The following is a 26,174-nucleotide window of genomic DNA, read 5'->3' as shown; positions in this document are numbered from 1 at the left end:
CAACACCCGGCACAAAAACCTCTCGGGCTGCACGACGCCCGACACGGGGCGACGCCGGTCTCAGAGGTCGACGCGGTCGCCGATCTCTACTACCGTCAGGTCTCGTGGCGCGTCGAAGCTCCGGACGTGGTCGTGTAGCGCCGTCGGCTCCGCCGTCAGCCCCTTCCACATGTCCCAGTGGGTCGGCAGGAGTCGGTCGGCGTCCAGCGCCCGCGCGACCGCGACCGCCTCGTTCTCGTCACAGTACCACTTCGTCTCGACCGGGTCGCCCGTCTCCTCGTCCGGAATCGTCCCGACGGAGCCGAACGCGACGACCGCCAAGTCCACGTCGTACCGCTCGCCGACCGCGGTGAACCCGTCGTGTGGCTTCGTGTCGCCGCCGTGGAACACCGTCCGCCCGTCGTACTGGAGGACGTAGCCGACCGGGTGTGTCGCGTCCGGATCGTTCACCTCGACCACGTCCACGGTCAGGTCGCCGACCTCGAAGCTGTCCCCCTCGGTCACCTCGGTGAACTGCGACTCGCTCACGTCCCACGTCTCCGTCCAGGCCTCCGTCTCGCGGGCGACCGCGAGTGAGTCGTCCGGGGCGTACAGGTCCGCACCGGTCTCGGCCAGGATCGGCGCCTGTGACGGCCCGTGGACGTGGTCCGTGTGTTCGTGGGTCGTCAACACCGCGTCGGCGGCGGTCACGTCCGCCGGGTCGAACGGCACCGGCACCATCCGGACCGTCCGCGGCGGGTCGCCCGTCCCGAGGTACGGGTCGATCCAGACGGTCGTCTCCCCGGTCGTGACCGCGAACCCGTTGCACCCCAGGTACCAGAGCGCCAGCCCGTCCGGGTCGGCCGACGCGACCGCCGTCGGGAGCCAGTCCTCCCAGTCGCTGTGGACGTTCGTCTTCACGTCCGGCGACTCGCCCGCCGGCGACAAAGCCCTGTTCACTCCGGAGCGACGGAGCGACACAGCGAGCGAGAGACGGAACGACACCCTGAAACCCGGACCACCGGTAGCCCGGGGCGATGCAGGACGGACTGCTGGCGTACCCGTTCCGAGGCCCCGCCGGGGCCGAGACGCTGCTCGTCGGCGGCGGCCTCCACCTCTTGGCGGTGTATCTCCCCTTCGCTCCCCTGCTCCCGGTCGTCGGCTACCTCCTCGCGGTGCTCGTCCACGTCGCCGGCGACGCCCGCGCCGGCGACCACGGTGCCCCGGCGGTGGTCACCCTCCCGCCGACCGTCGGCCAACTCCGCCGACTGCTCGCCGACGGCCTCCGTGGCACGGTCGTCGCGGCCGGCTACCTCGCCGTCCCCGCGGCCGTCGTCGCCGTGACGCTACGGGGCGTCTCCGGGCTCGGTGCCGCGACCGGGGGTGCCCCGACGGCCGGCGAGGCGGGCGTGTTGCTCGTCGGTGGCACCGCCGCGTTCGTCTCCGCGGCCGTGTTCTGTTACCCCCTGCCGGCCGCACTGACGGCCGTCGGCCGACACCGCCGGCTCCGCCCGGCCGTCTCCGGCCGACTCGTCCGCGAGGCCGCGACGGACGCCCGGTACTTCGTCGGCTGGGCGACCGGACTGACCGCGCTCGCCGTCGGCGTCGCCGCCGGCGTCAGTCTCGTGTCGGTCGGCGTCGGCTTCTTCGTCGTCTTCTACGCCGAGGTGGTCGCCGCGGCGGCGTGGGGGTGGGGCTGTTCCAGACTCGACCTCCGCGGGGAGTGAGCCGACGCCGTTTAAATACCCGGGCCACCTACGTCGGCTATGTTACTCGTTCGGGGGCGGGCCGGCGGGACGGCTCTCACGGGGACGGTGTACGAACGCGGCGAGGAGGCCCCCTCGTTCAAGGGCGCGCCCGACGAGGACGCTCCGTACGTCTGGGTGTGTGACGCCTTCTACCAGGTGGACAGCGGGGGTTCGGAGCTGGAGTTGGACGGCGAGACGATCCGCGTCGCCTTCGAGTCGCCGATGCCCCGCGGGTTCGAGACCCGCGAGGCCGCCCTGACCGCGGCCGAAGACCACGTCCGCACACAGTTCGCCCGCGTCGGCCTCTCCCGGGAGACCGTCGAGATCGAGATCGTCGAGGAACGACCCGGCGCCGAGCCGAGCGTCGAGCGGCCCGAGGGCGACGAGCAGTAGCTACCACTCCGGGTGTGTCGGGGCGTCGAACCCGCCGCGGACGAGCGGCCGGGCGACGTGCCGGCGCGCGGACGGCGGGACCTCGTACCAGCCCGACTCCAGCTCTCGCTCCACCGTGACGGTCGCCTTCCCCGGCGCCGTCGTCCGGCAGTCCCGACACCGGTAGCCCTGGTCGCGGCCGGCCGACTCCATCGACCGACCGCACTCGGGACACTCCGGTACGACCCGCTCCGTCCGGGAGAGCGCCCGGACGGCGAACTTCTCCAGCTTCACCGTCCCGTCGTCGTACTCCCCGCAGACGGTGACATCGTCGCCGACCCGGAGCGCTCGCACCCGGTCGCGGAACCGCCCGGTGGGTTCGAACGCCACGCAGTCGACCGTCTCGGGGTCGTCGCCAGCGTCGTCGCAGTCGTCGCCGTCGCTGCCGTTGTCTCCGTCACCGCCGTCGTCGCCGAGTTCGAAGAAGACGTGCCCGCCGGCCCGTGTCGTCGGCGACTCGGTCACCGTCCCGTCGACCCGGTACGCTCGGTCCTGTCGGAGGCCACCGATCTCTCCGGGCTGCAAGTGCGCGTCCGTCCCCTGGTTCGTGACGAACACGGCGGAGCGCTCCACTGGCTCCGCCTCGACGCCGTCGGCGACCGCCGCGACCGCGTCCGGATCGTCACCACGAATCCCGTAGAGAATCGGTCCCGGCGCGTTCGGCACGCACACTGCCTCGCCGGCGACTCGGTCGACCGTGTCCCACGCCGCCGGGTAGCCGTCGGCCGCGGCAGCGAACACGCTCCGCGCGTCGACCTCGCGGGGTGTCCCGCAGCGCTCGAACTTCCGGTAGTCGATCCGCTCGTACGTCCACTCGGACGAGGCCCGCCAGGCGCCGACGGCCGCCAGCGCCCCGACCCGCCCGCGACCGACGAGTTCGTCCCCGCCAGGGTCGTCGTCCACCACTCGCCGCCCGTCACCCCAGCCGACGGCGTCGTACCCCGTCTCCGACAGCAGCGACAACGCCCGGGAGGGGTCAACCGGCCGGCGAACCGCCGTCTCTGCGAACGACGCGACCGCCGGCGCCACCGCGTCCGGCGAGCCTGGAGCGACGACGACGCCCGTACTCGCGTCGCCGACGGCGTACGACGAAACGAGGTCGACGGCCGCCTCGCGGGCCCGGTCGGGGGCGGCCGTCGTGTGGACTGCGACGGCGGCGTTGCCGCGGGTCTTGTGGGCGACCGCGGGCGACAGCCGGACGAGGAGCCGGCGCTCCGTCGGCAGTCGCTCGGCGAGCCGCGCCGCGAGGTACGTCGTACACATCCCCTCCGTCCGGGAGTCGGTGTCGTCGACGGCGACGACTGTCACGGGGGTGGCTCCGGTGTCGTGGCTGTTGACGGTTGTGGTCGGCGCTTCACCCGAACGGCGGCGTCGTCGTACGAGACGAGGTCGGCGATCAGCCGTCGCACGAGACGAGGACGGCGATCAGCCGTCGTACGAGACGAGGTCGGCGATCAGCCGTCGCACGAGACGAGGACGGCGATCAGCCGTCGCACGAGACGAGGACGGCGATCAGCCGTCGTACGAGACGAGGACGGCGATCAGCCGTCGCACGAGACGAGGACGGCGATCAGCCGTCGTACGAGACGAGGTCGGCGGCAGCGTCGTCGGCGAACGCCGCCGCGTCCGGGCCGAAGGAGTCCGCGTACCGGACGAGCAGCGTGATGATCGTCTCCGGGCGCACCACGGCGTAGCCGTCCGACCGGTCCAACAGCCCGGCCGACTCCAGTTCGCCGACGTAGTTCGAGACGGTCGGTCGGGAGACGTCCAGCGCCCGGGCCACGTCCGCACCGGAGGCGTCCGGCTCCCGCAACAGGGTTACGACGACTCCGCGTGCGGTCTCGCGGCGGAGGTAGCCCAGTGCCGTCTGTTCGAACGCGGAGAACTGCCCGGCGGGGTAGAATCTACGGTAGTCGCCGTCGCGGGTGGAGACGACAGCCCCCTCCGACTCCAGGGTGCGGAGGTGGTGTTGGGTCTCCCCCGTCCCCAGCCGTAGATCGTCGCGCAGCTTCGAGAAGTGTGCGCCGGGAGTCCGCGAGAGGTACCCCCGGATCGCGTCCCGCACGGCCGAGCGGTCGTCGCCGTCGTCGCTCTCGGCGGTCGCCTCCGCCGACACCAACGGGGTCGCCGCTCCGAGGGCGGCGAACCGCCGGAGAGTGTCGCGCTTCTCGTCGTCTACCTCTCGGCTCACGAGACTCGTTACGGAGCCTGTGTAAAAAAGTGTTCGGGTCGTCGGTCCGACTGCTTCCGAGAACCCGAGAGACCGCGTGGGGAGCACGTTCGACCGCCTCCCCCCGTCCCGAAGCAGTAGTCGAGCCGAGGCGTTACTCCACTTCCGTCTCGAGCTCCTCACTGAGCGGCTCGTCCGGTTGGTCGACCGTGCCGTCGCCGCCCGTGACGTCTTCTGTGGACTCGATCTGGTCTTCGCCGTCGCCGACGACCTCGTCCATGTCGGCGATCGAGTCCTCGCCGTTCTCGACGTCGTCGCTCATCCCTTCCATCCCCTCGATCTCGTCGAGCTGTCCGATCATCTCGTCGATGTCGTCTAGCCCGAGCATCTCGCGAGTCTCGTCGCCGAAGTCGAGCGAGTCGAGCCCCTCGGACTCCTGGACGTCGGAGCCGGTGAGCGTCTTGCCGTAGCGACCGACCAACGAGGTGAGCTCCTGCGGGAGCACGAACGTCGTCGACTCCCCTTCGCCGATGGACTCCAGCGTCTCCATCCCTCTCTCGATGATCGCACGCTCGCCCATCGACTGGGCGGACTTCGCGCGCAGCACGGTGGAGATTGCGTCACCCTGTGCCTCCAGGATCTGGCTCTGCTTTTCACCCTGGGCGCGGATGATGTTCGACTCCTTCTCCCCTTCCGCCTCCTCGATGGCGGAGCGGCGCTCACCCTGCGCCTCCAGGATCATGGCCCGCCGCTTCCGCTCGGCGGAGGTCTGTTGCTCCATCGCCTGTTGGACGTCCTTCGAGGGGTTGACCTCCCGCACCTCGACGGACTCCACTCGGATACCCCACTCGTCGGTCGGCTCGTCGAGCTCCTTGCGGATGCGAGCGTTGATCTCTTGGCGCTTGTTCAGCGTGTCGTCTAAGTCCATGTCACCCAGCACGGCACGCAGTGTGGTCTGGGCCAGGTTCGAGACGGCCGTCTTGTAGTCTTCAACCTCCAGGAACGCCTTCTTGGCGTCCATCACCTTGATGTAGACGACGGCGTCGGCGGTCACCGGGGAGTTGTCCCGGGTGATCGCCTCCTGACGCGGCACGTCCAGAGTCTGCGTCCGCATGTCGAACGCGTGGGTGTTGGAGACGAACGGCTCCACGAAGTTGATCCCGGGGTCCAGCAGCGTGTCGAACTGCCCGAACACCGTCTTCGCCTTCTTCTCGTAGGCGTCGACGATGACCACGGACTGCCAGACGGTGACGACCGCCAGCAGGAGGAACAACAGTCCGACTAGCGCCAGGCTGAAGCCCGCCTGTAGTGGTACGGGAACCATGCTCGTTACTTCGTGACTCCCGGGTGTAAGTGTTCCTACTGCTTTCAGTTCCTGTTGCCGGTCCCGGTCACCTCTGGCGGTTCCACCGACGCCCGTGGCCGCGGTGGACACGCTTTTGTTCACGGGACAGCCACGAGAGACTGTGTCACGGGCCCTCCCCGCGGTGCTCGTCTGTCTGTGTCTGGTTCTCGCCGGCTGTGGCGGTGCCGCCGCCCCGCCACGGACCCCGTCGTCGAGTCCCCTCGTCGGCACCGACGCGCCGGAGCGGCTCGGCGTCGAGGACGGCGTCGCCGCCGACGCCCGGTTGAACGTGACGGCTTCCGACGGGCTCACCAGAGACGAACTCGGGCTCGTCTTGGACCGAACGATGGCCCGGGTGGAACTGATCCGCGGCTTGGAGTTCACCCAGCCCGTCGGGCTCCGAGTGCTCTCCCGGGCGGAGTACCGCGAGGAGGCCGCCTTCGGCGCCACGGTGGCGCCACAGACCAGACGCCTCCGCGAACAACAGTTCGAGGCCACGTTCCTGCTGGGCGAAGCCGAGTCCGTCGGCGCCGCCTACGACGAGCTGTACGGCAGCGCCGTCGCGGGGTACTACGACGCCGCCAGCAACGAGATCGTCGTCGTCGGCGGCTCGCGCCCCCGGATCGACACCCGGACGCTCGCACACGAACTCGTCCACGCGCTCCAGAATCAACACTTCGGCGGCCGCCGCCCGGACGGCCACGACGCCAGGACCGCCTACACCGGTCTCGTGGAGGGTGACGCGCGCTACGTCGACACGTTGTACGCCGAGCGGTGTGACACGGAGTGGTCCTGTCTCCCGACGCCGACGGACGACGGCGACGGTGGCGACGGCGTCGACTACGACCGCGGGCTGTTCGCGGTCGTCTACCAGCCGTACGCCGACGGCGCCGGCTTCGTCCACGCACTCCACGAGCGCGGCGGCTGGGACGCCGTGAACGCCGCCTACGGCGACCCGCCGGTCTCGACGGAACAGACGATCCACCCCGAGGCCTACCCCGACGAACGACCGGTCGCGGTGACTGTGACCGATCGCTCCGGTCCGGCGTGGGAACGGGTGGAGAGCCGGACGCTGGGTGAACTCGGCGCGTTCACGGCGCTGTGGGGTGCCGGTGCCGTCCCACGGGAGCGCTACTACGAGGCCGACGGCCCCTACTCCAGTCGGACGTACGCTGCCGAGGCGTCCACGGGCTGGGCCGGCGACCGGCTCGTCGCGTACGCCGACGGGGACCGCGCCGCCTACGTCTGGAAGCTCCGGTGGGACACGACCGCCGACGCCCGGGCGTTCGCCGCCGCATACCGCGAGGGACTGGAACGACAGGGCGCCGGATCCGTCGGCGACGACACGTACGTGATTCCCAGCGGCGGCTTCGCCGACGCGTTCCGGGTGACACGCGAGGGCGACACCGTGGTGGTGACGAACGCGCCGACCGTCGCCGCGCTCGACGAGGTTCGGACCCCACGGAGCGACGACGCGGCGTGATCTCGTCGTGTCAGTATGAGTACTTTTTAACTTTTGGCGGCGTAGTCAATTGGCTGTGAAACGCCCGATCACGGCGGTAGTCGTCTGTCTGTGTCTGGTGTTGGCTGGCTGTGGCGGGGGTGGCAGCCCCGGCGACGGCCCGGAGGTGACGGCGGCGGCCGCCACAGACTCTGGGGAGTCGGACGCGGCGGTCTCGCGGATGACCGTCGACGACGAGCTAGGCGTCGAAGACCACGTCGAAGCCACCGCCGAGTTGGACATCACGCCGAGTGACGGCCTCACGGACAGAGAGCTCGAAGACGTTCTGGACCGGACGATGGCCCGTGTCGAACTGATTCGCGGGCTGGAGTTCACGGGGTCCGTCGACATCCGCGTGGTCTCGCGAGAGAACTTCCGCGGGGGCGCACCCGACCGCTCGCTGCCCCCGCGCGGCGAGCGTGTCGAACGACAGCAGTACGAGGCGTTGTTCGCCGTCGGAGAGAACACGTCGTACGCGGAGGCGTACCGCGAACTCTCCGGCAGTTCGCTCCTGGGCTTCTACGACTCTCGGGCGGACGAGATCGTCCTCGTGAGCGACACCGAGAACCCGACGGTGAACACACGGACGCTCGCGCACGAACTCGTCCACGCGCTCCAGGCCCGACACTTCGAGCGGACGGTTACCGAGGGGTTCGACCGGAACTACGCGCTGCGTGGACTCAGGGAGGGTGACGCCCGCTACGTCGAGCGGCTGTACGCCGAGCGGTGTGACACGGAGTGGTCCTGTCTCCCGGTGCCAGACGACGGCGGTGGCGACGGCGTCGACACCGACACCGACGACGACAACGAGATCGACTACGAGCGGAGGCTGCTCCCGATCTTCTATCAGCCGTACGCCGAGGGCACGGACTTCGTCCACGAGCTCTACGAGCGTGGCGGCTGGGAGGCCGTGAACGCCGCCTACGACGACCCGCCGACGACGACCGAACAGACGACCCACCCCGAGACGTACCCAACGGAGACGGCCGTCCGAGTGCGAGAGGCCGACCGATCGGGCGAAGAGTGGTGGCCACTCCCCGGCGCCGACAATCGTACGCTCGGCGAACTCGGCGTGTACGCGACGCTGTTGAACACCGGCTACGTCAGCTTCGAGAACTTCACCCAGCGTGACGGCCCGTACGCCCCACAGACGTACGCCGTCGAGGCGTCCACGGGCTGGGCTGGCGACACGCTCGTCGCCTACACCGACAGCGACCGCGACGGCTACGTCTGGCGGCTCCGGTGGGACACGACCGCCGACGCCCGCGAGTTCGCCGCCGCCTACCGCGAGGGGCTGGAACGACAGGGCGCCCGATCAGTCGGGAACGACACGTACGTGATCCCGGACGGTCCGTTCGCCGACGCCTTCGTGGTGACACGCGACGGTGACACGGTCGTCGTGACGAACGCACCGACCGTGGAGGACGTGAAGCAGATCAGAGCCTCGGAGTAGAGCGGCGGCCGCAACCGCCGGTCACACCGGTTCGCCGAAGGCGTACATCGTGTTCTGGCCGGTGATCTCGACTTCCAGGAAGTCGCCGAGCTCGACCCCGTGGTCGCTCGCGTTCTGGACGATCACCTGGCGGTAGGCCGGGTCGCGGCACTTGATCGAGTCGGCGGTGCCGTCTTCGACGGCCAACACGTCGAAGCGCTCGCCCACCATCGCCTCGTGGGCGGCCTCGACGATCTCCCGCTTTTCGGCGCTCATCTCCTTCGAGCGTTCCTTCTTGATCGTCCCACCGAGCCCCTTCATCTCGGCGGCGTCCGTGCCCGGGCGCTTCGAGAACCGCGTGACGTTCACCTTCTCCGGACGGACCTCGCGCAGCAACGCCATCGACTGCTCGTGGTCGTGGTCCGTCTCCGTCGGGAACCCGACGACGAAGTCCGTCGACAGCGTCCAGTGGTCCAGCCGGTCGTCGAACGTCTCGACGATCTCCAGGAACTTCTCGACGCGGTGCTGACGGCGCATCTCCTCCAACACGTCGTTCGATCCGGACTGGACCGGGAGGTGGATGAAGTTGTACAGCTCCTCGTTACGAGCGAACACGTCCGCCAGTTCCTCGCGGATGCCGTGGACGCCGCCGGGGTTCGCCATCCCGACACGCACCCGGAACTGACCGTCGACGTCGCAGATCCGGTCGAGCAGTTCCGGCAGCTTCCGTTCCCCCTCGTCCCAGCCGTACACGCCAGTGTCCTGACCGGTGACGCGGACCTCCGAGGCGCCGGCGTGGATCAGCGCCCGTGCCTTCTCGACGTTGTCCGCGACCGGGGGGGAGTCGATCCGGCCGGTGGCGAACTTCGTGATACAGTACGAACAGTTCGACATACAGCCCCGCGCGATGGGGAGGATCCCGACCTCGCCGTCGAGGATCGGCTCCGTCCCGCCGGTCGTCGTCGGACACTCACCGTTGCGGACGGCCGTCGGCACGTCGTCCCAGTGGAGCACCTGGGCGTCCACGTCGGCCGACTCGAACTCGTCGCCCTGGGCGAGCGCCATACAGCCCGTCACGATCAGGTCCGCCGCGGTGTCGTCCAGCTCCTCGGCCCGCCGGAGCATGTTCCGCTCCGTCTTCTCGACGACCGTACAGGTGTTCAGGATCGCCACGTCCGCCTCCTCTGGCCCGTCGACCGGGCGGTGGCCCCCGTCGCGGAGCGACCGCTCGATTCGGCGGCTCTCCCCCTGGTTGGAGGTGCAGCCGTACGTCTCGATGTGGTAGGTCGCCATCTGAGTACCACTCCGTAGCGGAGCCGCGCGAATCAGGGTTGCGGTGTGGGGTCGCCAGGCGGGGGCGGGCGGTCACCGGCGTCCGTCGACTGCCCGGCCGTCCACCCCGCGTCTACCCCTCGACCACCCCGCGAAGCACGTCGTCGACCGCGTACGTGACGGGTCGCTGGAACTCGCTGTCGGCGAAGATCGGGACGAGCCGTCGGTCGTCGACCGGGTCGACGGCGGCGACGAGGTACGACTCCGACCCACCGTCCGGGTCGAAGCTGACGGTGAACGACTCGTCGACACCACCCGAGGTGAGGAGCCGCCACAGCGTCGGCCTGGCCGGGCGTCCGGCGACGGCGACCGCGACGCCGGCGGTCAGCCACTCGCCGACGCGGCCGCCGTCGACCGCCGTCTCCCGTCCCAACACCGCCAGCGTCGCCGCCGTCGGCTCCGAGACGAAGCCGACCCCGTCCGGGAACGCCGCCTCGACCGTCTCGCCGACGTACAACGGCTCGGACTCCAGGTGTCGGTACGGCAGCGGCTCCGGTGTCGACTCCGAGGGCGTCCCGCCACAGCCGGCGGTGACGGCGAGCACGCCGGCCAGGATCCGTCGTCTGCTCGTCGTTGTCGCGCGACCGCTCTCGTCCATCGTCTCGGGTCGCGTCCGGAGAGACACTTGTCTCTTCGGGTGTTGCGGCGACACTGGAAACCACTCACACACCCCGGCGAGGATTTTTGACCCCCGACACGACACCCCAGACGAATGTTCCCCGAACTGATCGAGACGGACCGACTCCGGCTCGAACGGATGGACCGCGCGCTCGGGGCCAGGCAGTTCTACGCGGCCGCCGGCGCGGGACAGACGACGACGATCGACCGAGAGACGGAGTTCCTCTCCTGGGAGCCCCACGACCACCCGAAGGAGAGCGCAGACGTGCTGGCAGACTTCACGGAGAAGTGGGACGACCACGAGTGGGCGGGCTACGTCGTGATCCCGCGCGAGGGCGAGCCCTACGCCGGGCTGTTGGCCGGCAACGCCGCCCTCGGCCCCGACTGGGACCGTCGGCGCGGGACGCTGGGCGTCTGGCTCCGGAAGCCGTTCTGGGGCCGGGGCTACTCCGGCGAGCGCGCCCGGGCGCTGGCGGCGCTCGCGTTCGAACGGCTCGACTTGGAGATCGTCTCCGTCGACGTGCTGCCGGACAACGAGCAGTCCGTCCGGGCCATCGAGAAGTACGTCGAGAGCATGGGTGGTCGCCGCGAGGGTCGCTTCCGCAACGAGGTGGCCGTCGGCGGCGAGCCACACGACACCGTCAGCTTCAGCGTCTCCCGCGAGGAGTACGAAGCGACCGTCGACGAGCCGCCGGCGACGTTCGTCGACGAGCTCGACGAGCCGGCACTCGAAGGCGTCCCGCCGGCAGAGGTGACGCCCGAGGCGACGACGGATGAGTGAGACGCCGTCGGCGGGGTCGGCGGGAACGGAGTCGGCGCCGGCGGCGGAGTCGGCGGGAACGGAGTCGGCGCCGGCGGCGGAGACACCGGCGCAGTCGACGCCAGCGGCGGAGTCGGAGCTGTTCCCCGAGCGCATCCGGACGGAACGACTGCTGTTGGAGCCACGGACGCCGGCGTACGTCGACGCGACCCGGGTGTACGAGATCTGTTCCGGCGACGGGATGGAGCGGCTCACCCGGTGGCTGCCGTGGTCGCCACACGACGCCCCGAGGACCTCGGAGTCGTTCCTCGAACGCGGTCGGGCGGGGTGGGCCGACGGCGAGACCGCGGCGTACGTGATCCGGCTCCGCGAAGGAGAGCTGGGCGGCGACCCCGGCGAGATCGTCGGCTTCGGCGGGCTCGACGTCGACTGGGACCGCCGTGCGGGCTACCTCGGCGTCTGGCTCCGCGAGCCGTTCTGGGGGCGGGGCTACTCCGGCGAGCGGGCGACCGCGCTCGTAGAGCTCGCCTTCGACCGCCTCGACCTGGGGGTCGTCCGGGTGAGCCACGAGCCCCGCAACGAGCAGTCGGGGCGGGCCATCGAGAAGTACGTCGACCGGCTCGGCGGCCGCCGCGACGGCGTCGAGCGCAACGTCACCGCGTACGACGACGGCACCGTCCACGACGAGGTTCAGTACTCCATCTCGCGGGCCGAGTGGCTGTCGGCCACGGACGGCGGGACGAGCGTGTTGTCGCCGTGACGACGGTCGCGGCGTCGTTCCGTCGGTCCGTCTGGAGACGACACCTCGCGTTCGTGCCGCGCGGAGACGACACCCCGAAGTCGCTCCGGGCCGAACGGACGGTATGAACGAGCCCGGAGTCCAGGCGCTCGTCGACCAGACGACGTTCCGCGAGCGCGTCGAGTCCGGCGACTACCCCGACTGGGCGCGGGATCACTGGGAGAGCTTCTACGAGGGACTCACGGGCGAGCGGGACGGCGAGCCGTTCCCGTGTTTCTTCGGCGCGGAGTCCGTCGCCGCCGGCGACCCGTTGTACACAGTCGTCCCGTCGACGACCGACCCCGACGCGTTGTTGGGGCTGCGCGACACGCTCCGGGAGTACCTCCGGGTGTGGGACGACCACAGCCAGCGCGCGTCGCTGGTGACGTTCTTCCGGCCGCCCGAGGAGTCGCTGTCGGAGGCGGCGTACCACGAACGGCTGTGGCACGTCCTCCAGTTCCTCCACGTCCACGACCCCGAGCCGTGGCCGGAGGAGATTCCGACGGACCCCGACGACCCCTACTGGGAGTTCTGTTTCGACGACGAACCGATCTTCCCCACCTGTCGGGCACCCTTCTACGACGACCGGATGAGCCGGTACTGCCCGGTCGGGCTGGAGATCACGTTCCAGCCCCGTGCCCTGTTCGAGACGATGGGCGTGACCGCCGACACGGAGGCCGGCGAGCGCGCCCGCGACACGATCCAGGACCGACTCGTCGACTACGACGGCGTCTGTCCCCACGCCGACCTCGGCGACTGGGGGACCGAGGGTGACCGCGAGTGGCTACAGTACATGCTGGAGTCGAACCCCGAGCAGTCGCCCGACGAGTGTCCCATCCACGTGACCCGTGACCACCCGAAGGTGTCGCCCGCGGTCGACCCCGTCGCCGGCGGAGGCTCGTCGTGAGTCCACCGGCGTTGCTCCTCGTCGACCTCCAGCGCGGCTTCCACGACGACCGCTGGGGCGAGCGGACCAATCCCGACGCCGAGGTGAACGCCCGGGAACTGCTGGACGCCTGGCGCGCGGCCGGCTGGCCGGTCGCACACGTCCGACACGACTCGACGGAGCCCGACTCCCCGCTGTCTCGGGGCGAGCCGGGGTTCGCGTTCCTCGACGGGCTCGGCCCCTCGCCGACGGCCGACGGGCCGGAGGCGACGTTCACGAAACGGGTCAACGGCGCGTTCCTCGGCACCGGGCTGGCGGGGTGGCTCGACCAGTTCGGCGTCGGACGGGTGGTCGTCGCCGGGCTCACCACGGACCACTGCGTGTCGACGACGACCCGGGCCGCCGAGAATCGCGGTTACGAGGTGTTCCTGGCGCGTGACGCGAGCGCCACCCACGACCGCGAACTCGACGGCGAGACGATTCCGGCGGGCGAAGTCCACCGGACCGCACTCGCCCACCTCGACGGCGAGTTCGCGGTCGTTGCGACGACGGCCCAGTTGTTGGCGCGGTTCGATCCGTAGCTCGACTCACTCTCGGCGTGCCGCTGGGTTCGTCGGCGCGCCGTCGGCGGCCGACCCGAACGTCCGACCGTACTTCGCCAGCACGCCCGACTCGTAGGCGGGCGCTGGCGGCTCGCGCTCGTCGAGTCGTCGCTGGATCTCCGCGTCGCTCACGTCTACCGCGAGCGTCCGGTCGGACACGTCCACGCGGACGGTGTCGCCGTCCTCCAGCGCGGCGATCGGACCGCCCGCAGCCGCCTCCGGCGCGACGTGACCCACCATCGGCCCACGGGTCGCCCCGGAGAAACGGCCGTCCGTCAGCAACGCCACGTCGTCCTCGTGGCCCTGGCCGACGACCGCAGCGGTGACGCCCAACATCTCCCGCATCCCCGGGCCGCCGCGCGGGCCCTCGTTGCGGATGACGAGCGTGTCCCCCGACTGGAGGTTGCCGTCCTGCACCCACGCCATCGCCGTCTCCTCGTCTTCGAACACCCGGGCTGGCCCTTCGTGTTCGACCACGTCGTCGCCGGTCACCTTCAGCACCGCGCCGTCGGGCGCGAGGTTCCCCTCTAAGACGACGATCGCACCCTGTTCGTGGATCGGGTTCGACACCGGTCGCACGACCTCCGGGTCCACCTCGTCGTCTGCGGGGAGATCTAGGTGCTCGATCTCCTCCCGGATCGTCCGTCCGGTGACGGTCGCGGCGTCACCGTGGAGCAGCCCCGCGTCCAACAGCCGCCGGATCACGACCGGCACGCCGCCCTGTCGGTGGAGATCCGCCATGACGTACGTCCCGCCCGGCCGGAGGTTGGCGACGTGGGGCGTCCGACGAGAGATCTCGTCGAACTCCCCGATCTCCAGGTCGATCCCCGCCTCCGCCGCCAGCGCGAGCAGGTGGAGCACGGCGTTCGTCGACCCGCCGACGGCCACCTGGAGCGCCACCGCGTTCTCGAACGACTCCCGGGTGAGGATCTCCGAAGGGCGCCGCCGGTCGGCGACGGCGTCCAGGGCCGTCTCGCCGGCCCGCTCGGCGACACGCTGGCGTTCTTCCGTCGGCGCCGGCGCGGTCGCGGACCCCAGCGGCGCGAGCCCGAGCCCCTCCGACAGCGTCGCCATCGTGTTCGCAGTGTACATGCCCGCACACGACCCCTCCCCAGGGCAGGCGGCGTGCTCCAGTTCCTCCAACTCCGCTCGAGAGAGGTCACCCTCCGCGTGGGCGCCGACCCCTTCGAACACGTCCTGGATCGTCACCTGTTCGCCCTGGAACTCCCCGGGGAGGATCGTCCCGCCGTAGCAGAACACCGTCGGCAGGTCCGTCCGGATCGCCGCCATCATCATCCCCGGCAGGTTCTTGTCACAGCCCGCGACCGTCACGAGCGCGTCCAACGACTCCCCGAACGCGACGAGTTCGACGGAGTCGGCGATCACCTCGCGGGAGATCAGCGAGGCCTTCATCCCCTCCGTCCCCATCGAGATGGCGTCGCTGATAGTGATCGTGCCGAACTCCACTGGCATCCCCCCGGCGTCGGCGACGCCGTCGTGGGCCGCGGCCGCCACGTCGTCTAAGTGGACGTTACACGGCGTGATCTCCGCGGCGGGGTTGGCGATCCCCACCATCGGGGCCGACAGGTCCCGGTCGTCGTACCCCATCGCCCGGAACATCGCGCGGTGTGGTGCGCGATCCGCCCCCTCCGTCACCGCCGCGCTCGGCAGCTCCGGGTCTTTCGCGTCTCTGTCCGTCCGTCCGTCCGTGTCGTCGGATCGCTGACTGCTCATCGTGTGTGTTGTATCTGCATCTGTGTTCACTGCTCGTGGACAGTCGTCGCCTCCCTCCCCAGCCTGTCGACGACCGCCTCCGTCACGGCCTCGGTCGTCGCGTCGCCGCCCAGGTCCGGGGTGTGTGGCCCCTCGGCCAGCGTCGTCTCCGTCGCCTCCTCGACCGCCGTCGCGGCGTCGTCGTGACCCAGGTGCTCCAACAGGAGCGCCGCGGACAGCAGCGTCGCGGTCGGGTTGGCGACGCCCTCGCCCGCGATGTCCGGCGCGGTGCCGTGGACCGGCTCGAACAGCCCGCCGTCGCGGCCGACGTTCGCGCTGGGCAACAGTCCGAGTCCGCCGACCAGGCCGGCCGCCAGGTCCGACAACACGTCGCCCGCGAGGTTCGGCGTGAGGATCACCTCGTGGGCCGTCGGATCCGTCACGAGCTCCGTCGCCAGTGCGTCCATCAGCGCCGCCTCGTAGTCTGCGCCGCGTTCCTCGGCGACGGTCTCGACCGTCTCCAGGAACAGTCCGTCCGTCGCCCGCATCACGTTCGTCTTGTGCGCGACCGTCACCGACAGCCCGCGGTCGGCGGCGTACTCGAAGCCGAACTCGGCGATTCGCCGGGAGGCCTCCCGGGTGACGACCCGGGTGGTCGTCGCCACGCCGTCGGCGACCTCCGCCTCGTGGCCGGCGTACACCCCCTCCGTGTTCTCCCGAACGAAGACGAGGTCCGTCCCCGGTCGGACGGCGTCGACACCGGGGTACCCGCGGGCGGGCCGGACGTTGGCGAACGAGCCGACCGCCTCCCGGAGCGGTAAGATCACGTCCGCGGCCGTCTCGCCGGCGGCACCGAACAGGACGGCGTCGGCGGCGGCCGCACGGTCGTACGTCTCCGCCGGCAACGGCTCGCCCGTCCGCTCTGCGACCGCGTCGCCGGCGGGCGCCGACGCGAACGACAACGGCGCGTCCGTCGCCTCCAACACTCGAACTGCCGCCGGCACCACCTCGCGGCCGACCCCGTCGCCCTCGATCACGAGCACCTCGTCCGTCACGGCTCCCCTCCCGGCTTCGTGTCCGTGTACGGCAGTTCCGCCGCGGTCTCCCGGGCCGCGTCCAGGTTCGCCCGCATCATCGTCGTGGTGTCCCACTGCCCGTCGACGAGCGCGGCGCGCGCGGAGTCGTCGATCCCGACCGGAACTTCCCGACCGTCGTACACGACCCGTTCGTCGACCACGTCGATCTCGATACCAGCGTCCGGGTTCGACCGCACGAACCCCCGGAGGTCGTCGACCGTCTCTCTGTCGGTCGTAACGGTCGGCACCCCCAGCGACGAGCAGTTGTCGGCGAAGATCTCGGCGAAGGAGACGCCGACGATGCCGCGAACACCCCACCGGAGCAACGCCTGCGGGGCGTGCTCCCGCGAGGAGCCACAGCCGAAGTTGTCGCCGACGACCAGGATCCGGGCACCCTGGTACGCCGGGTCGTCGAACGGGTGGTCGCCGTCCGCGGCCGCCCGCTCGTCGTAGAACACGTACTCCCCCATCTCGTCGAAGGTGACGGCCTTGAGGAACCGCGCGGGGACGATCTGGTCCGTGTCCACGTCGTCGCCGGGCAACGGGACGGCCGTGCCGGCGACGCGCCGCACCGCAGACCCCCGTTCGGGGAGACTCATTCGGTCACCTCCCGAGGGTCCGTGACGACCCCGCGGACGGCCGACGCCGTCGCCGTCGCCGGGCTCGCCAACACCGTCCGGGCGTCCGTCGACCCCTGCCGGCCGACGTAGTTCCGGTTCGACGACGACACACACAGCTCGTCGCCGACGAGTTCGTCCCCGTTCATCGCCAGACACATCGAACAGCCGGCCTGGCGCCAGTCGAAGCCGGCCGCCCGGAACGTGTCCGCGACGCCGCCGGCCTCCAGCCGTTCTCTGACGGTCTCGGAGCCCGGCACCGCGACCGCTCGGACGCCGTCGGCGACCTCGTGGACCGGGTCGCCGTCGCCGACGGCGCCCGTCTCGTCGGGGCCACGCCCCTCCAACACCGCCGCCGCCCGCCGGAAGTCCGACACGCGACCGTTCGTACAGGTGCCCAGGAACACCACGTCGACGGCCGTCCCGGCGACCGGCTCGCCCGGCGTCACGCCGGTGTGAGCCTGTGCCGTCCTGGCAGCCTCGCGTTCGTCCTCGGGGAGCGACGACGGCTCCGGCACCGGCTCGGTGACACCGACCGCCTGTGCCGGGTTCGTCCCCCAGGTGACGACCGGCTCCAGGTCGTCGGCGTCGACCGTCACCACGTCGTCGTACGTCGCGTCCGCGTCCGACCGGACTGCGTCCCACTCCTCGCGGGCGGCTGCGAACGCCTCGCCCTCCGGCGCGAACGGCTTGCCCCGGAGGTAGTCGTACGTCGTCTCGTCCGGCTGGACGTAGCCCGCCCGCGCGCCACCCTCGATTGACATGTTGCACAGGGCGAGTCGACCCTCCACGTCCAGCGCGCGCACCGCCGGGCCGCCGTACTCGTACACGTGGCCGACGCCGCCGTCGACGCCCAGCCGCCGGATCAGCGTGAGGATCAGGTCCTTCGCGCTCGTCCACCCGTCCAGCGACCCCGTCACCTCGATCCGGCGCACGTCTCTCTTCTCGGCGGCGATACAGCCGGTCGACAGCACGTCCCGAATCTGTGAGGTGCCGATCCCGACGCCGACGGCGCCGAGCGCGCCGTGGGTCGACGTGTGCGAGTCGCCACACGCGACGGTCATCCCCGGCCGGGTGAGCCCCTGCTCGGGCGCGACGACGTGGGTGATCCCCTGACGGTCGTCACCCAGCCCGAAGAAACGGACGCCCGCCTCCGAGACGTTCCGTTCCAGTTCCGACAGCATCGTCTCCGCCTGGTCGTCCGCCAGCGGTCGCTCGCGCTCGTCGGACACCGTCGGGACGACATGGTCCGTCGTCGCCACGGTTCGTTCCGGGAACGCCACCTCCAGGTCACGTTCGCGGAGCATTCCGAACGCCTGCGGGCTCGTCACCTCGTGGATCAGGTGGAGTCCGACGAACAGCTGGTCGCGGCCGTCCGGCAGTTCTTCCACCTTGTGGCGCTCCCACACCTTGTCGTACAGCGTTCCGTCGCTCATACTGCGTCGGCCTCCGGCTCTCGTTTCGCCGTCTCTTCGTCCTTCTCGTCGCTCCAGGCGAACAGCTCTCGTAGCTCCGCGCCCACCCGTTCGATCTCGTGGTCGGCGGCCGCGGCACGCCGTTGGCCGTACGCCGGCCGGCCGGCTCGGTCTTCCGTGATCCACTCCCGGGCGAACGTGCCGTCCTGCACCTCTTCGAGCACCGTCTCCATGTTCTCGCGTACGTCGTCGTCGATCACGTCTTCGCCGCGCGTGAGCCCGCCGTACTCCGCGGTGTCGGACACGGAGTCCCACATCTCCGTCGTCCCGCCCTCGTACAGCAGGTCGACGATCAGCTTCATCTCGTTGAGACACTCGAAGTACGCCATCTCCGGGCTGTAGCCGGCGTCGACCAGCGTCTCGAAGCCGGCCTCGATCAGCTCCGTCACCCCGCCACACAACACCGCCTGCTCGCCGAACAGGTCCGTCTCCGTCTCCTCGCGGAACGTCGTCTCCACGACGCCGGCCCTGGTGCAGCCGATAGCCTGGGCGTACGCCAGCGCCCGGTCGTGGGCGTCGCCGGTGGCGTCGCGGTACACCGCCAGGAGCCCGGGTGTCCCCTCGCCCCGGCGGTAGTCCCGTCGGACGATGTGGCCCGGTCCCTTCGGCGCGACCATCGTCACGTCCACCTCGGCCGGCGGCTCGATCTGGTCGTAGTGGACGTTGAACCCGTGGGCGAACTGGAGCGTGTCGCCCGGCTCCAGCTCCGGCGCGATCTGCTCGTACACCGCGGGCTGGACCGTGTCGGGGACGAGCATCGAGACCAGGTCCGCCTCCGCCGCGGCTTCCGCGGGCGTCGCAACCCGGAGCCCGTCCTCGCGGGCGACCGGCCGCGAGTCGGACGCCTCTCGGAGCCCGACCACCACGTCGACGCCGCTGTCGGCCAGGTTCTGGGCGTGGGCGTGGCCCTGGCTGCCGTACCCCAGCACCGCGACCGTCTCGTCGCGGAGGAGCCGGTCGTCCGCGTCCGTCTCGTAGTAGATCTGCGCGTCGGTGTCGTGCGTGTCCGCTGTCTCGTCGGTGTCGGTGTGTGCGTCGTCTGTCATGCGTCGTGTGTGTCGTCGTCAGTCGCGTCAGGTTCCTCGCCGGCGCTCGGGTCGAAGTCCGGCGGCGCGGTGCCGTGGTCCGCTCGGTCGTAGACGGTGTCGGCCGTGCGGTCCAGCGCGGTCGTCCCGGTGCGGGACACCTCCCTGATCCGGAACCGGGAGAACGCCGCCACCGCGTCGTCGACGGCGCGTTCCGTCCCGGTGATCTGGACTGTCGCCGCCTCCGGCCCGATCGCGACCACCTCGGCGTCGTGCATCCCGGCCAGGGCCTCCACCTCGCCCGGGTCCGGGCAGTCGATCTTGACGAGCGCGAGCTCGCGCTCGACCGGCTCCGTGTCCAACTCCCGGACGAGGTGGACGGTCGGCAGCCCGGCCAGCTGCTTTCGTGCCTGTTCCACGCCCGCGCCGGACTCGTCGACGACGATCGTCATCCGGGCGTACGCCTCGTCGGCCGTCGGGCCGACCGTCAGGCTCTCGATGTTGAACATCCGCCGAGAGAACAGCCCGGAGACGGCAGAGAGGACGCCCGGGTCGTGGTCGACGACTGCCGACAGCACTCGCCGCCGTCGGCCGTCGTCGTCTCGTGCGGCGTCCGCCAGCCGCACGCCGTCGGTCGTCCGCTCGCCGGCCGGCGACTCCCGGTCCGACGGCGCCGGCCCGGCGAGGCTCCCGTCGGCCGGCAGCCCGTCGTGTGGCTCCGGGCGCGCCCGGAACGACTCCGTCGGGAGCGACCCGGCCTCGACCGCCGGCGGCGTCGCCGGCTCGCCGGCGTCGCCGTCGTCGTCTGTGGTCACAGGTGACCCCCCGTCAGGGCGAACTGGTCGTTCGCGCCGCCGCTCGGCACCATCGGGAACACGTTCTCGTCCGGATCGATGTGGACGTCGACCACGACGGGACCGTCCGTCTCGAGGGCGGTCTCGACGGTTTCGGGCAGTTCCTCGTAGGTGGTCGCCCGCTCGCCGGTCGCGCCGAACGCCTCCGCCAGCGCGGCGAAGTCCGGCACCCAGGGGTACTCCGAGGCGACGTGTCGGCCGTCGTAGAAGCCGTCCTGCCACTGACGCACCATCCCGACGCCCTCGTTGTTGAGGACGAACACGACCAGATCCATCTGTTCCCGGACGGCGACGGACAACTCTTGGCACGTCATCAGGAACGAGCCGTCGCCGTCGAAACACACCACATCGCGCTCCGGGGCGGCGGCCTTCGCGCCGATGGCCGCCGGCAGCCCGTACCCCATCGTCCCCAGGCCGTGTGAGGAGACGAACGTCCGCGGCTCCGTGTACGTCCAGTACTGGCCCGCCCACATCTGGTGTTGGCCGACGCCGGTCGTGACGATCGTGTCGTCGGGCGTCGCGGCGTCGGCCACCTCCACCACGAACTGTGGCTTGATCGGTCGATCCGGCGGCGCGGCGTAGTCCATCGGGTACGACGCCTTCCAGTCGGCACACTGCTCGCGCCAGGCGGCGGTCTCGGGCGACTGCTCCACGGCGTCAGCCAACTGCCCCAGCACCGTCCCGGCGTCGCCAACGAGCGGGTAGTCCGCGTGAACGTTCTTCGAGATCTCCGCGGGGTCGATGTCGACGTGAATCACCTCCGCGTCCGGGGCGAACGTGTCGACCCCGCCGGTCAGCCGGTCGTCGAACCGTGTGCCGACGCCGACCAGGAGGTCACAGTGGTTGATGGCGGCGTTCGCGTACCCGGTGCCGTGCATTCCGGCCCAGGAGAGACACAGGTCGTGGTCCTCCGGGAACGCGCCGATTCCGGGCATCGTCGTCGTCACCGGGACGCCGTGGTCCGTCGCTAACTCGGCCAGCTGGTCCGTCGCCTCGGCCGCGATCACGCCGCCGCCGGCGAGGATCAACGGCCGCTCTGCGCGCTCGAACGCCGCCGCGGCTCCGGCCACCCGTTCGTCGCTCGCCCGCTCGGGCGGGTCGTGTGTCGACGGCGTCGCCGGCTCGCCGACGGTCGCGTCCGTCTCTGCGCCGGTCACGTCCTTCGGGAGGTCGACGAGCGTCGGGCCCTGTCGCCCCTCGGCGGCCATCGCGGCCGCCTCGCCGACCGTCTCGCCGACCGTGTCCGGGTCGCCCGCGAAGTAGTTCGCCTTCGTCACGGGCGTGGTGACGCCCGTCGTGTCCGTCTCCTGGAAGGCGTCCCGGCCGACGAGGTCCGTCGGCACCTGCCCCGTCAGCGCGAGCACGGGGTCGGAGTCCATGTCGGCGTCCGCCAGCCCGGTGACGAGGTTCGTCGCCCCCGGGCCGGAGGTGGCCAGACAGACGCCCGGCTCGCCGGTCACCTGACCGTAGGCGTCGGCCGCGTGGGCCGCCGCCTGCTCGTGAGCCATCGTGACGTGGCGCGCGTCGGCGTCGTGCAGGGCGTCGTACACGGGCATGATCGCGCCGCCCTGGACGCCGAACAACGTGTCCAGACCGGCGCGTTCGAGTGCCGCCACGACCGCCTCTGCGCCCGAGTGGGTCGTCGTTGCGTCGGGAGTCGTCGCGTCCGCGTCGGTCGCGCCGGCGTCCGTCGAGTCTTCGGCCGGCGCGTCCGGTTCGTGGTCGGGGCTCTCTCCGGCCGTAGACTGCGGCGCGACGGGGCCTGGGTCGGTCACCGCCAGTCACCTCGCCGTCTCGTCTGTCTCGCTCGCTGTGCGCCTGTCTGTCTCGTTGTGTGTCGTGTCACTGTCGGATTCGTTCGCAAGTTGTCTCGGCGTAGCCGGCCGTCGGACCGGACCACCGACTGTTCGGTCTGCTGCGGGCGGGCTCTCGACGGACTACACTCTGCCGGGCGCGTCTCTGTCAGAACAGACCGGCCGTCTGCCACGGACTGTAGTCCACAGCGACGGTGCGGCGCAGCGAGACGCACGGCCGGACGCCGTGTCACCTCGTTCGCGGACGTAGTGATGAGTCTCGACGCCGCCGTCGGTGGGTTGGAGCCGTCTGAGCCGTCAGGCGGCTCTCGGAAGAACTCGATCCGCCGGTACTACCGACGTGCCCTCGATGTGTGGCATGGTACTCCAGAACACCCCCCGGAGACTATTAACTCCTCTGCCGGTAACAATACTCACAGAGGCGATCACCCCTCCACGAGGACGACCCGGCTAGTGGAGAGCTCACGAGATAGTGTCTCTCCGAGCTCTATCTCTCGTGGGTCTTCCTCCCGGTGGTGTCGGGACAGAACCGACGGGAGAGCCTGCGTGGGCTCGGGTCGACCGCAGGACTCGCGGCAACGAGTGGAGTCGGGACGGGGTCGAACGGCGACGGTCCCGTCGAACTGTTCGGGCGAGGTGGCGTTGGGGTGCTCGAGTCGACGTCGCAGTCGTGGACACGAACTCGAGACGGGACCGTCCGTCTCGACGACGGGGAGCCAGTCTTCGCACGGACGGAGGTCGTCGACGAGGAAAGGCAGGCCGAGGAGGCTGCCGGGGCCGAGAGATTGCCGGTCTGTTCGACGTTGTTCGACGCGATCGCTACCGTCGGCTGCCAGGGGGACGGCCGTCTGCGAGAAGACGACGGAGCTGAGCCCGCGGTGCGTCACCTTCTGCCGAGCCGCCACCACAGCCGAACAGATTTGTTCGTCCGACGGCGACTGAGACCGTGGTAGACACTCGACTCGTTGCGGGCGCGTTGCTGTTCGGTGTCGCGTCGACGGCGTTCAACTACGGCCGGAACGTCGAGACGCCGGGCGGCGTCGCTCTCTGGGCGGTCGTCTCCGTCGTCGGGAGCTACGCCGTGTTCCGTCTCCTGTCTGCCCTGTCCGGTGAGGTCGGGCTCGGGGGAGCCTGACTCACTCACCCCGGACGGACTCTCCCGTCCCGTCGGCCCGGCCGACGCCCGCGGCGGCCGCGATCTCCGTCAGGTCCGTCTCCGTCACGCGGCCCTCGTCGGCGCGTTCCTTCACGCGCTGGGTGACGGTCGCGGTCTCGGCGTCCGTCGGAGCGAAGCCGGCCTCCCGGAGTCGCTCCCGGACGGCGTGGCGACCGGCGTGTTTCCCGAGGACGATCTGCCGGTCGGCGCCCACCATCTCCGGCGTGACGACGCCCGGCTCGAACGTGTCGCTGTTCTCGATCACCCCCGCCGCGTGGATGCCACTCTCGTGTGAGAAGGCGTTGTCGCCGACGACGGGCTTGTTGCCCGGGACGGTCACGTCGCTGGCCCGCTCGATCCGGGCCGACAGCCCCGCGATCCGTGTCGTGTCGATCCCGGTGTCGACGCCGTACACGCCCTCGGCGGCCATCACCACCTCCTCCAAGGCGGCGTTGCCGGCGCGCTCGCCGATTCCGTTGACCGACACCTGCGCCTGGTCGGCGCCGGCCTCGAACCCCGCGAGCGCGTTCGCCGTCGCCATCCCGAAGTCGTCGTGCGTGTGAACGTCGACCCGTGCGTCCGTGTGGTCACACACCGTCTCCACGAGCCGGCCGAACCGACGCGGCGTCGCCACCCCACAGGTGTCCGGGACGTTCACCCAGTCCACGCCGACCGCGTCGACGGCCTCGATCACGTCGATCAGGAACGACTCCGCCGTCCGAGTGGCGTCCATCGGCGAGAACATCACGTCCGCGCCCGCCTCGCGCACCTGCCGGACGGCGTCCACCGATCGCTCGATCGCCTCCTCGCGGCTGGCGTGCATCGAGTCTGCCAACTGTACTTCGCTCGTGGAACAGAAGACGTGGACCGTGTCCACGCCCGCCTCCAGAGCGGCCGTCACGTCCTCCTCGACCACACGCGCCAGCCCGACGATCTCCGTGTCGACCGTCTCGGCGATCTCCGCGACCGCCGCGAACTCGTCGTCGGAGACCGCCGGGAAGCCGGCCTCGATCACGTCCACACCCATCTCCGCCAGTGCCGTCGCTGTCTGGCGTTTCTCCGTCTGGGTGAACGAGGTGCCCGGCGTCTGCTCGCCGTCCCGCAGCGTGGTGTCGAAGATCCGTACGTCGTCGATCTCGGGGGCGCTAGTTAACGTGCCCTCGAAGAACTCGATCCGCCGGCCGAGCCGACGTATCCTCCGTATCGAACATGCGGATCGACAGTGAATCTGTACCGAGTTAACTCTTGTCACCCCGCCAATACTGTCGTGAGCCGTTCTCCGGAGAGATCTCTCGGCGTTTCGGAACGGCGTCGTTCCGTCACTCCTCCCCGTTGTCGCGGTGGGCCCGCACCCACAGCTCTCCGATCCGGGAGAGACGCGTCCGGTAGGACTTCCCGTGTGACTCCTGTTCGATGTACCCCTTCTCGCCGGGGCCGAGCCGGTCGACGTTGTAGATCACCTTCGACCGGAAGGAGTCCGTGTACTCCTCGCCGAGTTCGTCGGCCAACGCCTGTGCCAGCTCCGAGACGGAGTCGAACTCCCCGTGTTCACCGAGCTCGAACAGGATCACCTCCTCGAAGGGTTTCACGTTCGAGAAGGACGCGACCGGTAGCTCGACGATGTGACTGCCGTCGATCTCCTTCGCGCCGATGGTGGTTCCGCGCTCGTCGAACTCCGACAACAGCTCCGTCGCGTCCGCGAGGTGGGTCTCCACCCGTTCTCGGAGCGCGTCGCGGTCCGTGTCGTCGTCCGTCTCGGGTCCTCCGGGCTCTCCCTCGGCTGCCGCGTCGAGTCGGTCCCGCACGTCCGCCAACAGGTCTCGACTGTCGCGCAGCTCCTCGGCCAGCTCCGTCTCCAGGTACTTCTCCGGGGCGGTGTAGTAGGTGTGGATCCGATCGCGGTCCGCCTGCCGCTCCAGCGTGATGGAGTGAGCGGCGGTGGCGAACGCGAACGACACCGGCCGGGGCATCGCGGAGACGTTCACCCACACCTCCGCGTCGGCGTCTAGCTCCGCGTTGATGAGGTCGTACGCCTGTTCGAAGGCGGTGTCGTAGTCGTACACGTCCGCCACAGTCACCCGTTCCGTCTTCGCCCCCAGGAGGTTCTGGAAGTCCGTCTCCAGCTTCCGCGTCAGGTTCCGAGAGTACTGGACGTTCGCCTCGCTCCCGACGGCCCCCTCCAGCAGGATCACCCGGTCGACCGTCAACTGATCGCGCACCAACGGCGCGATCAGCCTGTCGTAGTCGAACCCCACCGGAACGACGTGTGTCTGCATACCCGGCACAACGAGGGGGCGGACAAATAAGACACCAGTCTCGGCCGGCACGGGCGACGACGGCACGGGCGGCGATACTCGCGTCCGCCGCCGCTCTCACGCGTCGTCGACCGCAGACAACCGTTCCAGCGCCGCGAGCAGGTCCTCCGCGAACGCCTCGCCGGTGGCCGTCGGACGGTACGTCTTCCGGGACGCCTCGGGAACGGGCGCGGCCAGCCCCGCGTCGGCCATCGTGTCGAGGTGGTAGTACACGTCGTTGCAGTGGCCGGGGACGGCGTCCGCCAGCGTCGCCGTCTCCGTCGCACCTCGGTCCGCCAACAGGACGAGCAGACTCAACCGCGTCTCGTGGGCGACGGTTTCGAGCGCCGCCGCCGCCTCCGCCACCCCCGCGTCGCCGTCCAGCCGTCGTTCGATCCGCCGCTCCGCCTCGACGCGATTCGGGTCCGGCTCCATACCCTCCACCACCGGCTCGATGTACTTGTAGCTATTTACTCGAAACAAGTCGTTAGTGTCGTGTGACGGTGGCGGCTCTCTAGTAATTCATTCGGGTTGAAGGAGACTGTATTAGTAGTTGGCTCACAAATA

The 26,174-nt window shown here is 70.3% G+C and carries 25 protein-coding genes; 9 read left to right on the top strand and 16 right to left on the bottom strand.

Annotation, left to right across the window (positions count from 1 at the left end; genetic code table 11):
- Positions 1 to 60 precede the first annotated feature (60 nt).
- The gene (locus RYH79_RS05470; RefSeq protein WP_370897012.1) at positions 61 to 900 is read right to left on the bottom strand and encodes an MBL fold metallo-hydrolase; all 840 of its coding nucleotides are present in this window, start codon (positions 898 to 900) and stop codon (positions 61 to 63) included.
- Positions 901 to 1,016: 116 nt separating this feature from the next.
- Between RYH79_RS05470 and RYH79_RS05465 the strand changes: the two genes are divergently transcribed.
- Both RYH79_RS05465 and RYH79_RS05460 read left to right on the top strand, forming a co-directional pair.
- On the top strand, positions 1,017 to 1,706 hold the full coding sequence (locus RYH79_RS05465; protein ID WP_370897010.1) for a DUF4013 domain-containing protein: 690 nt from the start codon (positions 1,017 to 1,019) through the stop codon (positions 1,704 to 1,706).
- Between the two features lie 39 nt (positions 1,707 to 1,745).
- Positions 1,746 to 2,120, top strand: coding sequence for a DUF7113 family protein (locus RYH79_RS05460; protein ID WP_370897008.1), 375 nt, complete (start codon positions 1,746 to 1,748; stop codon positions 2,118 to 2,120).
- Here RYH79_RS05460 and RYH79_RS05455 read toward each other — a convergent pair whose 3' ends face one another.
- From RYH79_RS05455 to RYH79_RS05445, 3 genes are all read right to left on the bottom strand, one after another.
- Positions 2,121 to 3,467 (bottom strand): TiaS agmantine-binding domain-containing protein, encoded by a 1,347-nt coding sequence (locus RYH79_RS05455; protein ID WP_370897006.1) that lies wholly within the window; start codon positions 3,465 to 3,467, stop codon positions 2,121 to 2,123.
- A gap of 262 nt (positions 3,468 to 3,729) precedes the next feature.
- Entirely contained in the window at positions 3,730 to 4,350 is a 621-nt protein-coding gene (locus RYH79_RS05450; protein WP_370897004.1) for a winged helix-turn-helix transcriptional regulator, read from the bottom strand.
- A 133-nt stretch (positions 4,351 to 4,483) separates the two neighbouring features.
- Complete coding sequence (locus RYH79_RS05445; protein WP_370897002.1) at positions 4,484 to 5,653, bottom strand: SPFH domain-containing protein; 1,170 nt, start codon at positions 5,651 to 5,653, stop codon at positions 4,484 to 4,486.
- 142 nt (positions 5,654 to 5,795) lie between these two features.
- Here RYH79_RS05445 and RYH79_RS05440 point away from each other — a divergent pair, with 142 nt between their 5' ends.
- Positions 5,796 to 7,157 (top strand): Hvo_1808 family surface protein, encoded by a 1,362-nt coding sequence (locus RYH79_RS05440; protein ID WP_370897000.1) that lies wholly within the window; start codon positions 5,796 to 5,798, stop codon positions 7,155 to 7,157.
- 55 nt (positions 7,158 to 7,212) lie between these two features.
- Positions 7,213 to 8,628 (top strand): Hvo_1808 family surface protein, encoded by a 1,416-nt coding sequence (locus RYH79_RS05435; RefSeq protein WP_370896998.1) that lies wholly within the window; start codon positions 7,213 to 7,215, stop codon positions 8,626 to 8,628.
- A gap of 21 nt (positions 8,629 to 8,649) precedes the next feature.
- On the opposite strand, the gene RYH79_RS05430 is transcribed toward RYH79_RS05435, so the two are convergent.
- Complete coding sequence (locus RYH79_RS05430) at positions 8,650 to 9,900, bottom strand: tRNA (N(6)-L-threonylcarbamoyladenosine(37)-C(2))-methylthiotransferase (protein ID WP_370896997.1); 1,251 nt, start codon at positions 9,898 to 9,900, stop codon at positions 8,650 to 8,652.
- Positions 9,901 to 10,012: 112 nt separating this feature from the next.
- Positions 10,013 to 10,537, bottom strand: coding sequence for a hypothetical protein (locus RYH79_RS05425; RefSeq protein WP_370896995.1), 525 nt, complete (start codon positions 10,535 to 10,537; stop codon positions 10,013 to 10,015).
- Between the two features lie 114 nt (positions 10,538 to 10,651).
- Here RYH79_RS05425 and RYH79_RS05420 point away from each other — a divergent pair, with 114 nt between their 5' ends.
- The 4 genes from RYH79_RS05420 to RYH79_RS05405 all read left to right on the top strand — a co-directional run bounded on the left by RYH79_RS05420 (position 10,652) and on the right by RYH79_RS05405 (position 13,562).
- Positions 10,652 to 11,338, top strand: a complete 687-nt coding sequence (locus RYH79_RS05420; protein WP_370896993.1) for a GNAT family N-acetyltransferase — start codon at positions 10,652 to 10,654, stop codon at positions 11,336 to 11,338.
- Between the two features lie 118 nt (positions 11,339 to 11,456).
- A complete protein-coding gene (locus tag RYH79_RS05415) occupies positions 11,457 to 12,077 on the top strand; it encodes a GNAT family N-acetyltransferase (RefSeq protein WP_370900781.1) in 621 nt (206 codons plus the stop codon).
- A 103-nt stretch (positions 12,078 to 12,180) separates the two neighbouring features.
- Entirely contained in the window at positions 12,181 to 13,002 is an 822-nt protein-coding gene (locus tag RYH79_RS05410; protein WP_370896991.1) for a YqcI/YcgG family protein, read from the top strand.
- Positions 12,999 to 13,562, top strand: coding sequence for a cysteine hydrolase family protein (locus tag RYH79_RS05405; protein ID WP_370896989.1), 564 nt, complete (start codon positions 12,999 to 13,001; stop codon positions 13,560 to 13,562). Before RYH79_RS05410 ends, RYH79_RS05405 begins: the two co-directional genes overlap by 4 nt.
- Positions 13,563 to 13,568: 6 nt before the next feature.
- Here RYH79_RS05405 and ilvD read toward each other — a convergent pair whose 3' ends face one another.
- From ilvD to ilvB, 7 genes are read right to left on the bottom strand one after another with little or no spacing between them, the layout of a single operon-like run.
- Positions 13,569 to 15,317: a dihydroxy-acid dehydratase gene (ilvD, locus tag RYH79_RS05400; protein ID WP_370896987.1), complete on the bottom strand. Its 1,749-nt coding sequence runs from the start codon at positions 15,315 to 15,317 to the stop codon at positions 13,569 to 13,571.
- Between the two features lie 26 nt (positions 15,318 to 15,343).
- Entirely contained in the window at positions 15,344 to 16,351 is a 1,008-nt protein-coding gene (locus RYH79_RS05395) for an isocitrate/isopropylmalate family dehydrogenase (RefSeq protein ID WP_370896985.1), read from the bottom strand.
- Positions 16,348 to 16,971 (bottom strand): 3-isopropylmalate dehydratase small subunit, encoded by a 624-nt coding sequence (locus tag RYH79_RS05390; RefSeq protein ID WP_370896983.1) that lies wholly within the window; start codon positions 16,969 to 16,971, stop codon positions 16,348 to 16,350. The genes RYH79_RS05395 and RYH79_RS05390 overlap by 4 nt, the downstream gene beginning before the upstream one ends.
- A complete protein-coding gene (locus tag RYH79_RS05385) occupies positions 16,968 to 18,425 on the bottom strand; it encodes a 3-isopropylmalate dehydratase large subunit (protein WP_370896981.1) in 1,458 nt (485 codons plus the stop codon). Before RYH79_RS05385 ends, RYH79_RS05390 begins: the two co-directional genes overlap by 4 nt.
- Positions 18,422 to 19,510 (bottom strand): ketol-acid reductoisomerase, encoded by a 1,089-nt coding sequence (ilvC, locus tag RYH79_RS05380; RefSeq protein WP_370896979.1) that lies wholly within the window; start codon positions 19,508 to 19,510, stop codon positions 18,422 to 18,424. Before ilvC ends, RYH79_RS05385 begins: the two co-directional genes overlap by 4 nt.
- Positions 19,507 to 20,304, bottom strand: coding sequence for an acetolactate synthase small subunit (ilvN, locus tag RYH79_RS05375; protein WP_370896977.1), 798 nt, complete (start codon positions 20,302 to 20,304; stop codon positions 19,507 to 19,509). The genes ilvC and ilvN overlap by 4 nt, the downstream gene beginning before the upstream one ends.
- The gene (ilvB, locus tag RYH79_RS05370) at positions 20,301 to 22,118 is read right to left on the bottom strand and encodes a biosynthetic-type acetolactate synthase large subunit (protein ID WP_370896975.1); all 1,818 of its coding nucleotides are present in this window, start codon (positions 22,116 to 22,118) and stop codon (positions 20,301 to 20,303) included. Before ilvB ends, ilvN begins: the two co-directional genes overlap by 4 nt.
- A gap of 985 nt (positions 22,119 to 23,103) precedes the next feature.
- Here ilvB and RYH79_RS05365 point away from each other — a divergent pair.
- Positions 23,104 to 23,292 (top strand): hypothetical protein, encoded by a 189-nt coding sequence (locus tag RYH79_RS05365; protein ID WP_370896973.1) that lies wholly within the window; start codon positions 23,104 to 23,106, stop codon positions 23,290 to 23,292.
- Between the two features lies 1 nt (position 23,293).
- Here the strand turns inward: RYH79_RS05365 and RYH79_RS05360 are convergent, their stop codons facing one another.
- The 3 genes from RYH79_RS05360 to RYH79_RS05350 all read right to left on the bottom strand — a co-directional run bounded on the left by RYH79_RS05360 (position 23,294) and on the right by RYH79_RS05350 (position 26,042).
- Positions 23,294 to 24,565, bottom strand: a complete 1,272-nt coding sequence (locus RYH79_RS05360; protein WP_370896971.1) for a LeuA family protein — start codon at positions 24,563 to 24,565, stop codon at positions 23,294 to 23,296.
- Between the two features lie 67 nt (positions 24,566 to 24,632).
- A complete protein-coding gene (locus RYH79_RS05355) occupies positions 24,633 to 25,589 on the bottom strand; it encodes an HFX_2341 family transcriptional regulator (RefSeq protein ID WP_370896969.1) in 957 nt (318 codons plus the stop codon).
- A 96-nt stretch (positions 25,590 to 25,685) separates the two neighbouring features.
- Complete coding sequence (locus tag RYH79_RS05350) at positions 25,686 to 26,042, bottom strand: helix-turn-helix domain-containing protein (RefSeq protein ID WP_370896967.1); 357 nt, start codon at positions 26,040 to 26,042, stop codon at positions 25,686 to 25,688.
- Positions 26,043 to 26,174 lie beyond the last annotated feature (132 nt).

This window comes from Halobaculum sp. MBLA0143 (genome assembly GCF_041361465.1).
Lineage (GTDB): Archaea > Halobacteriota > Halobacteria > Halobacteriales > Haloferacaceae > JAHENP01.
This window is presented reverse-complemented; position numbering and strand designations above follow the sequence as displayed.

Coding starts and splice junctions, on each gene's coding strand:
- RYH79_RS05465 (WP_370897010.1), top strand. CDS start 1,017: ATGCAGGACGGACTGCTGGCGTACCCGTTCCGAGGCCCCGCCGGGGCC.
- RYH79_RS05460 (WP_370897008.1), top strand. CDS start 1,746: ATGTTACTCGTTCGGGGGCGGGCCGGCGGGACGGCTCTCACGGGGACG.
- RYH79_RS05445 (WP_370897002.1), bottom strand. CDS start 5,653: ATGGTTCCCGTACCACTACAGGCGGGCTTCAGCCTGGCGCTAGTCGGA.
- RYH79_RS05430 (WP_370896997.1), bottom strand. CDS start 9,900: ATGGCGACCTACCACATCGAGACGTACGGCTGCACCTCCAACCAGGGG.
- RYH79_RS05425 (WP_370896995.1), bottom strand. CDS start 10,537: ATGGACGAGAGCGGTCGCGCGACAACGACGAGCAGACGACGGATCCTG.
- RYH79_RS05420 (WP_370896993.1), top strand. CDS start 10,652: ATGTTCCCCGAACTGATCGAGACGGACCGACTCCGGCTCGAACGGATG.
- RYH79_RS05410 (WP_370896991.1), top strand. CDS start 12,181: ATGAACGAGCCCGGAGTCCAGGCGCTCGTCGACCAGACGACGTTCCGC.
- ilvD (WP_370896987.1), bottom strand. CDS start 15,317: ATGAGCAGTCAGCGATCCGACGACACGGACGGACGGACGGACAGAGAC.
- RYH79_RS05390 (WP_370896983.1), bottom strand. CDS start 16,971: ATGAGTCTCCCCGAACGGGGGTCTGCGGTGCGGCGCGTCGCCGGCACG.
- RYH79_RS05385 (WP_370896981.1), bottom strand. CDS start 18,425: ATGAGCGACGGAACGCTGTACGACAAGGTGTGGGAGCGCCACAAGGTG.
- ilvC (WP_370896979.1), bottom strand. CDS start 19,510: ATGACAGACGACGCACACACCGACACCGACGAGACAGCGGACACGCAC.
- RYH79_RS05355 (WP_370896969.1), bottom strand. CDS start 25,589: ATGCAGACACACGTCGTTCCGGTGGGGTTCGACTACGACAGGCTGATC.
- RYH79_RS05350 (WP_370896967.1), bottom strand. CDS start 26,042: ATGGAGCCGGACCCGAATCGCGTCGAGGCGGAGCGGCGGATCGAACGA.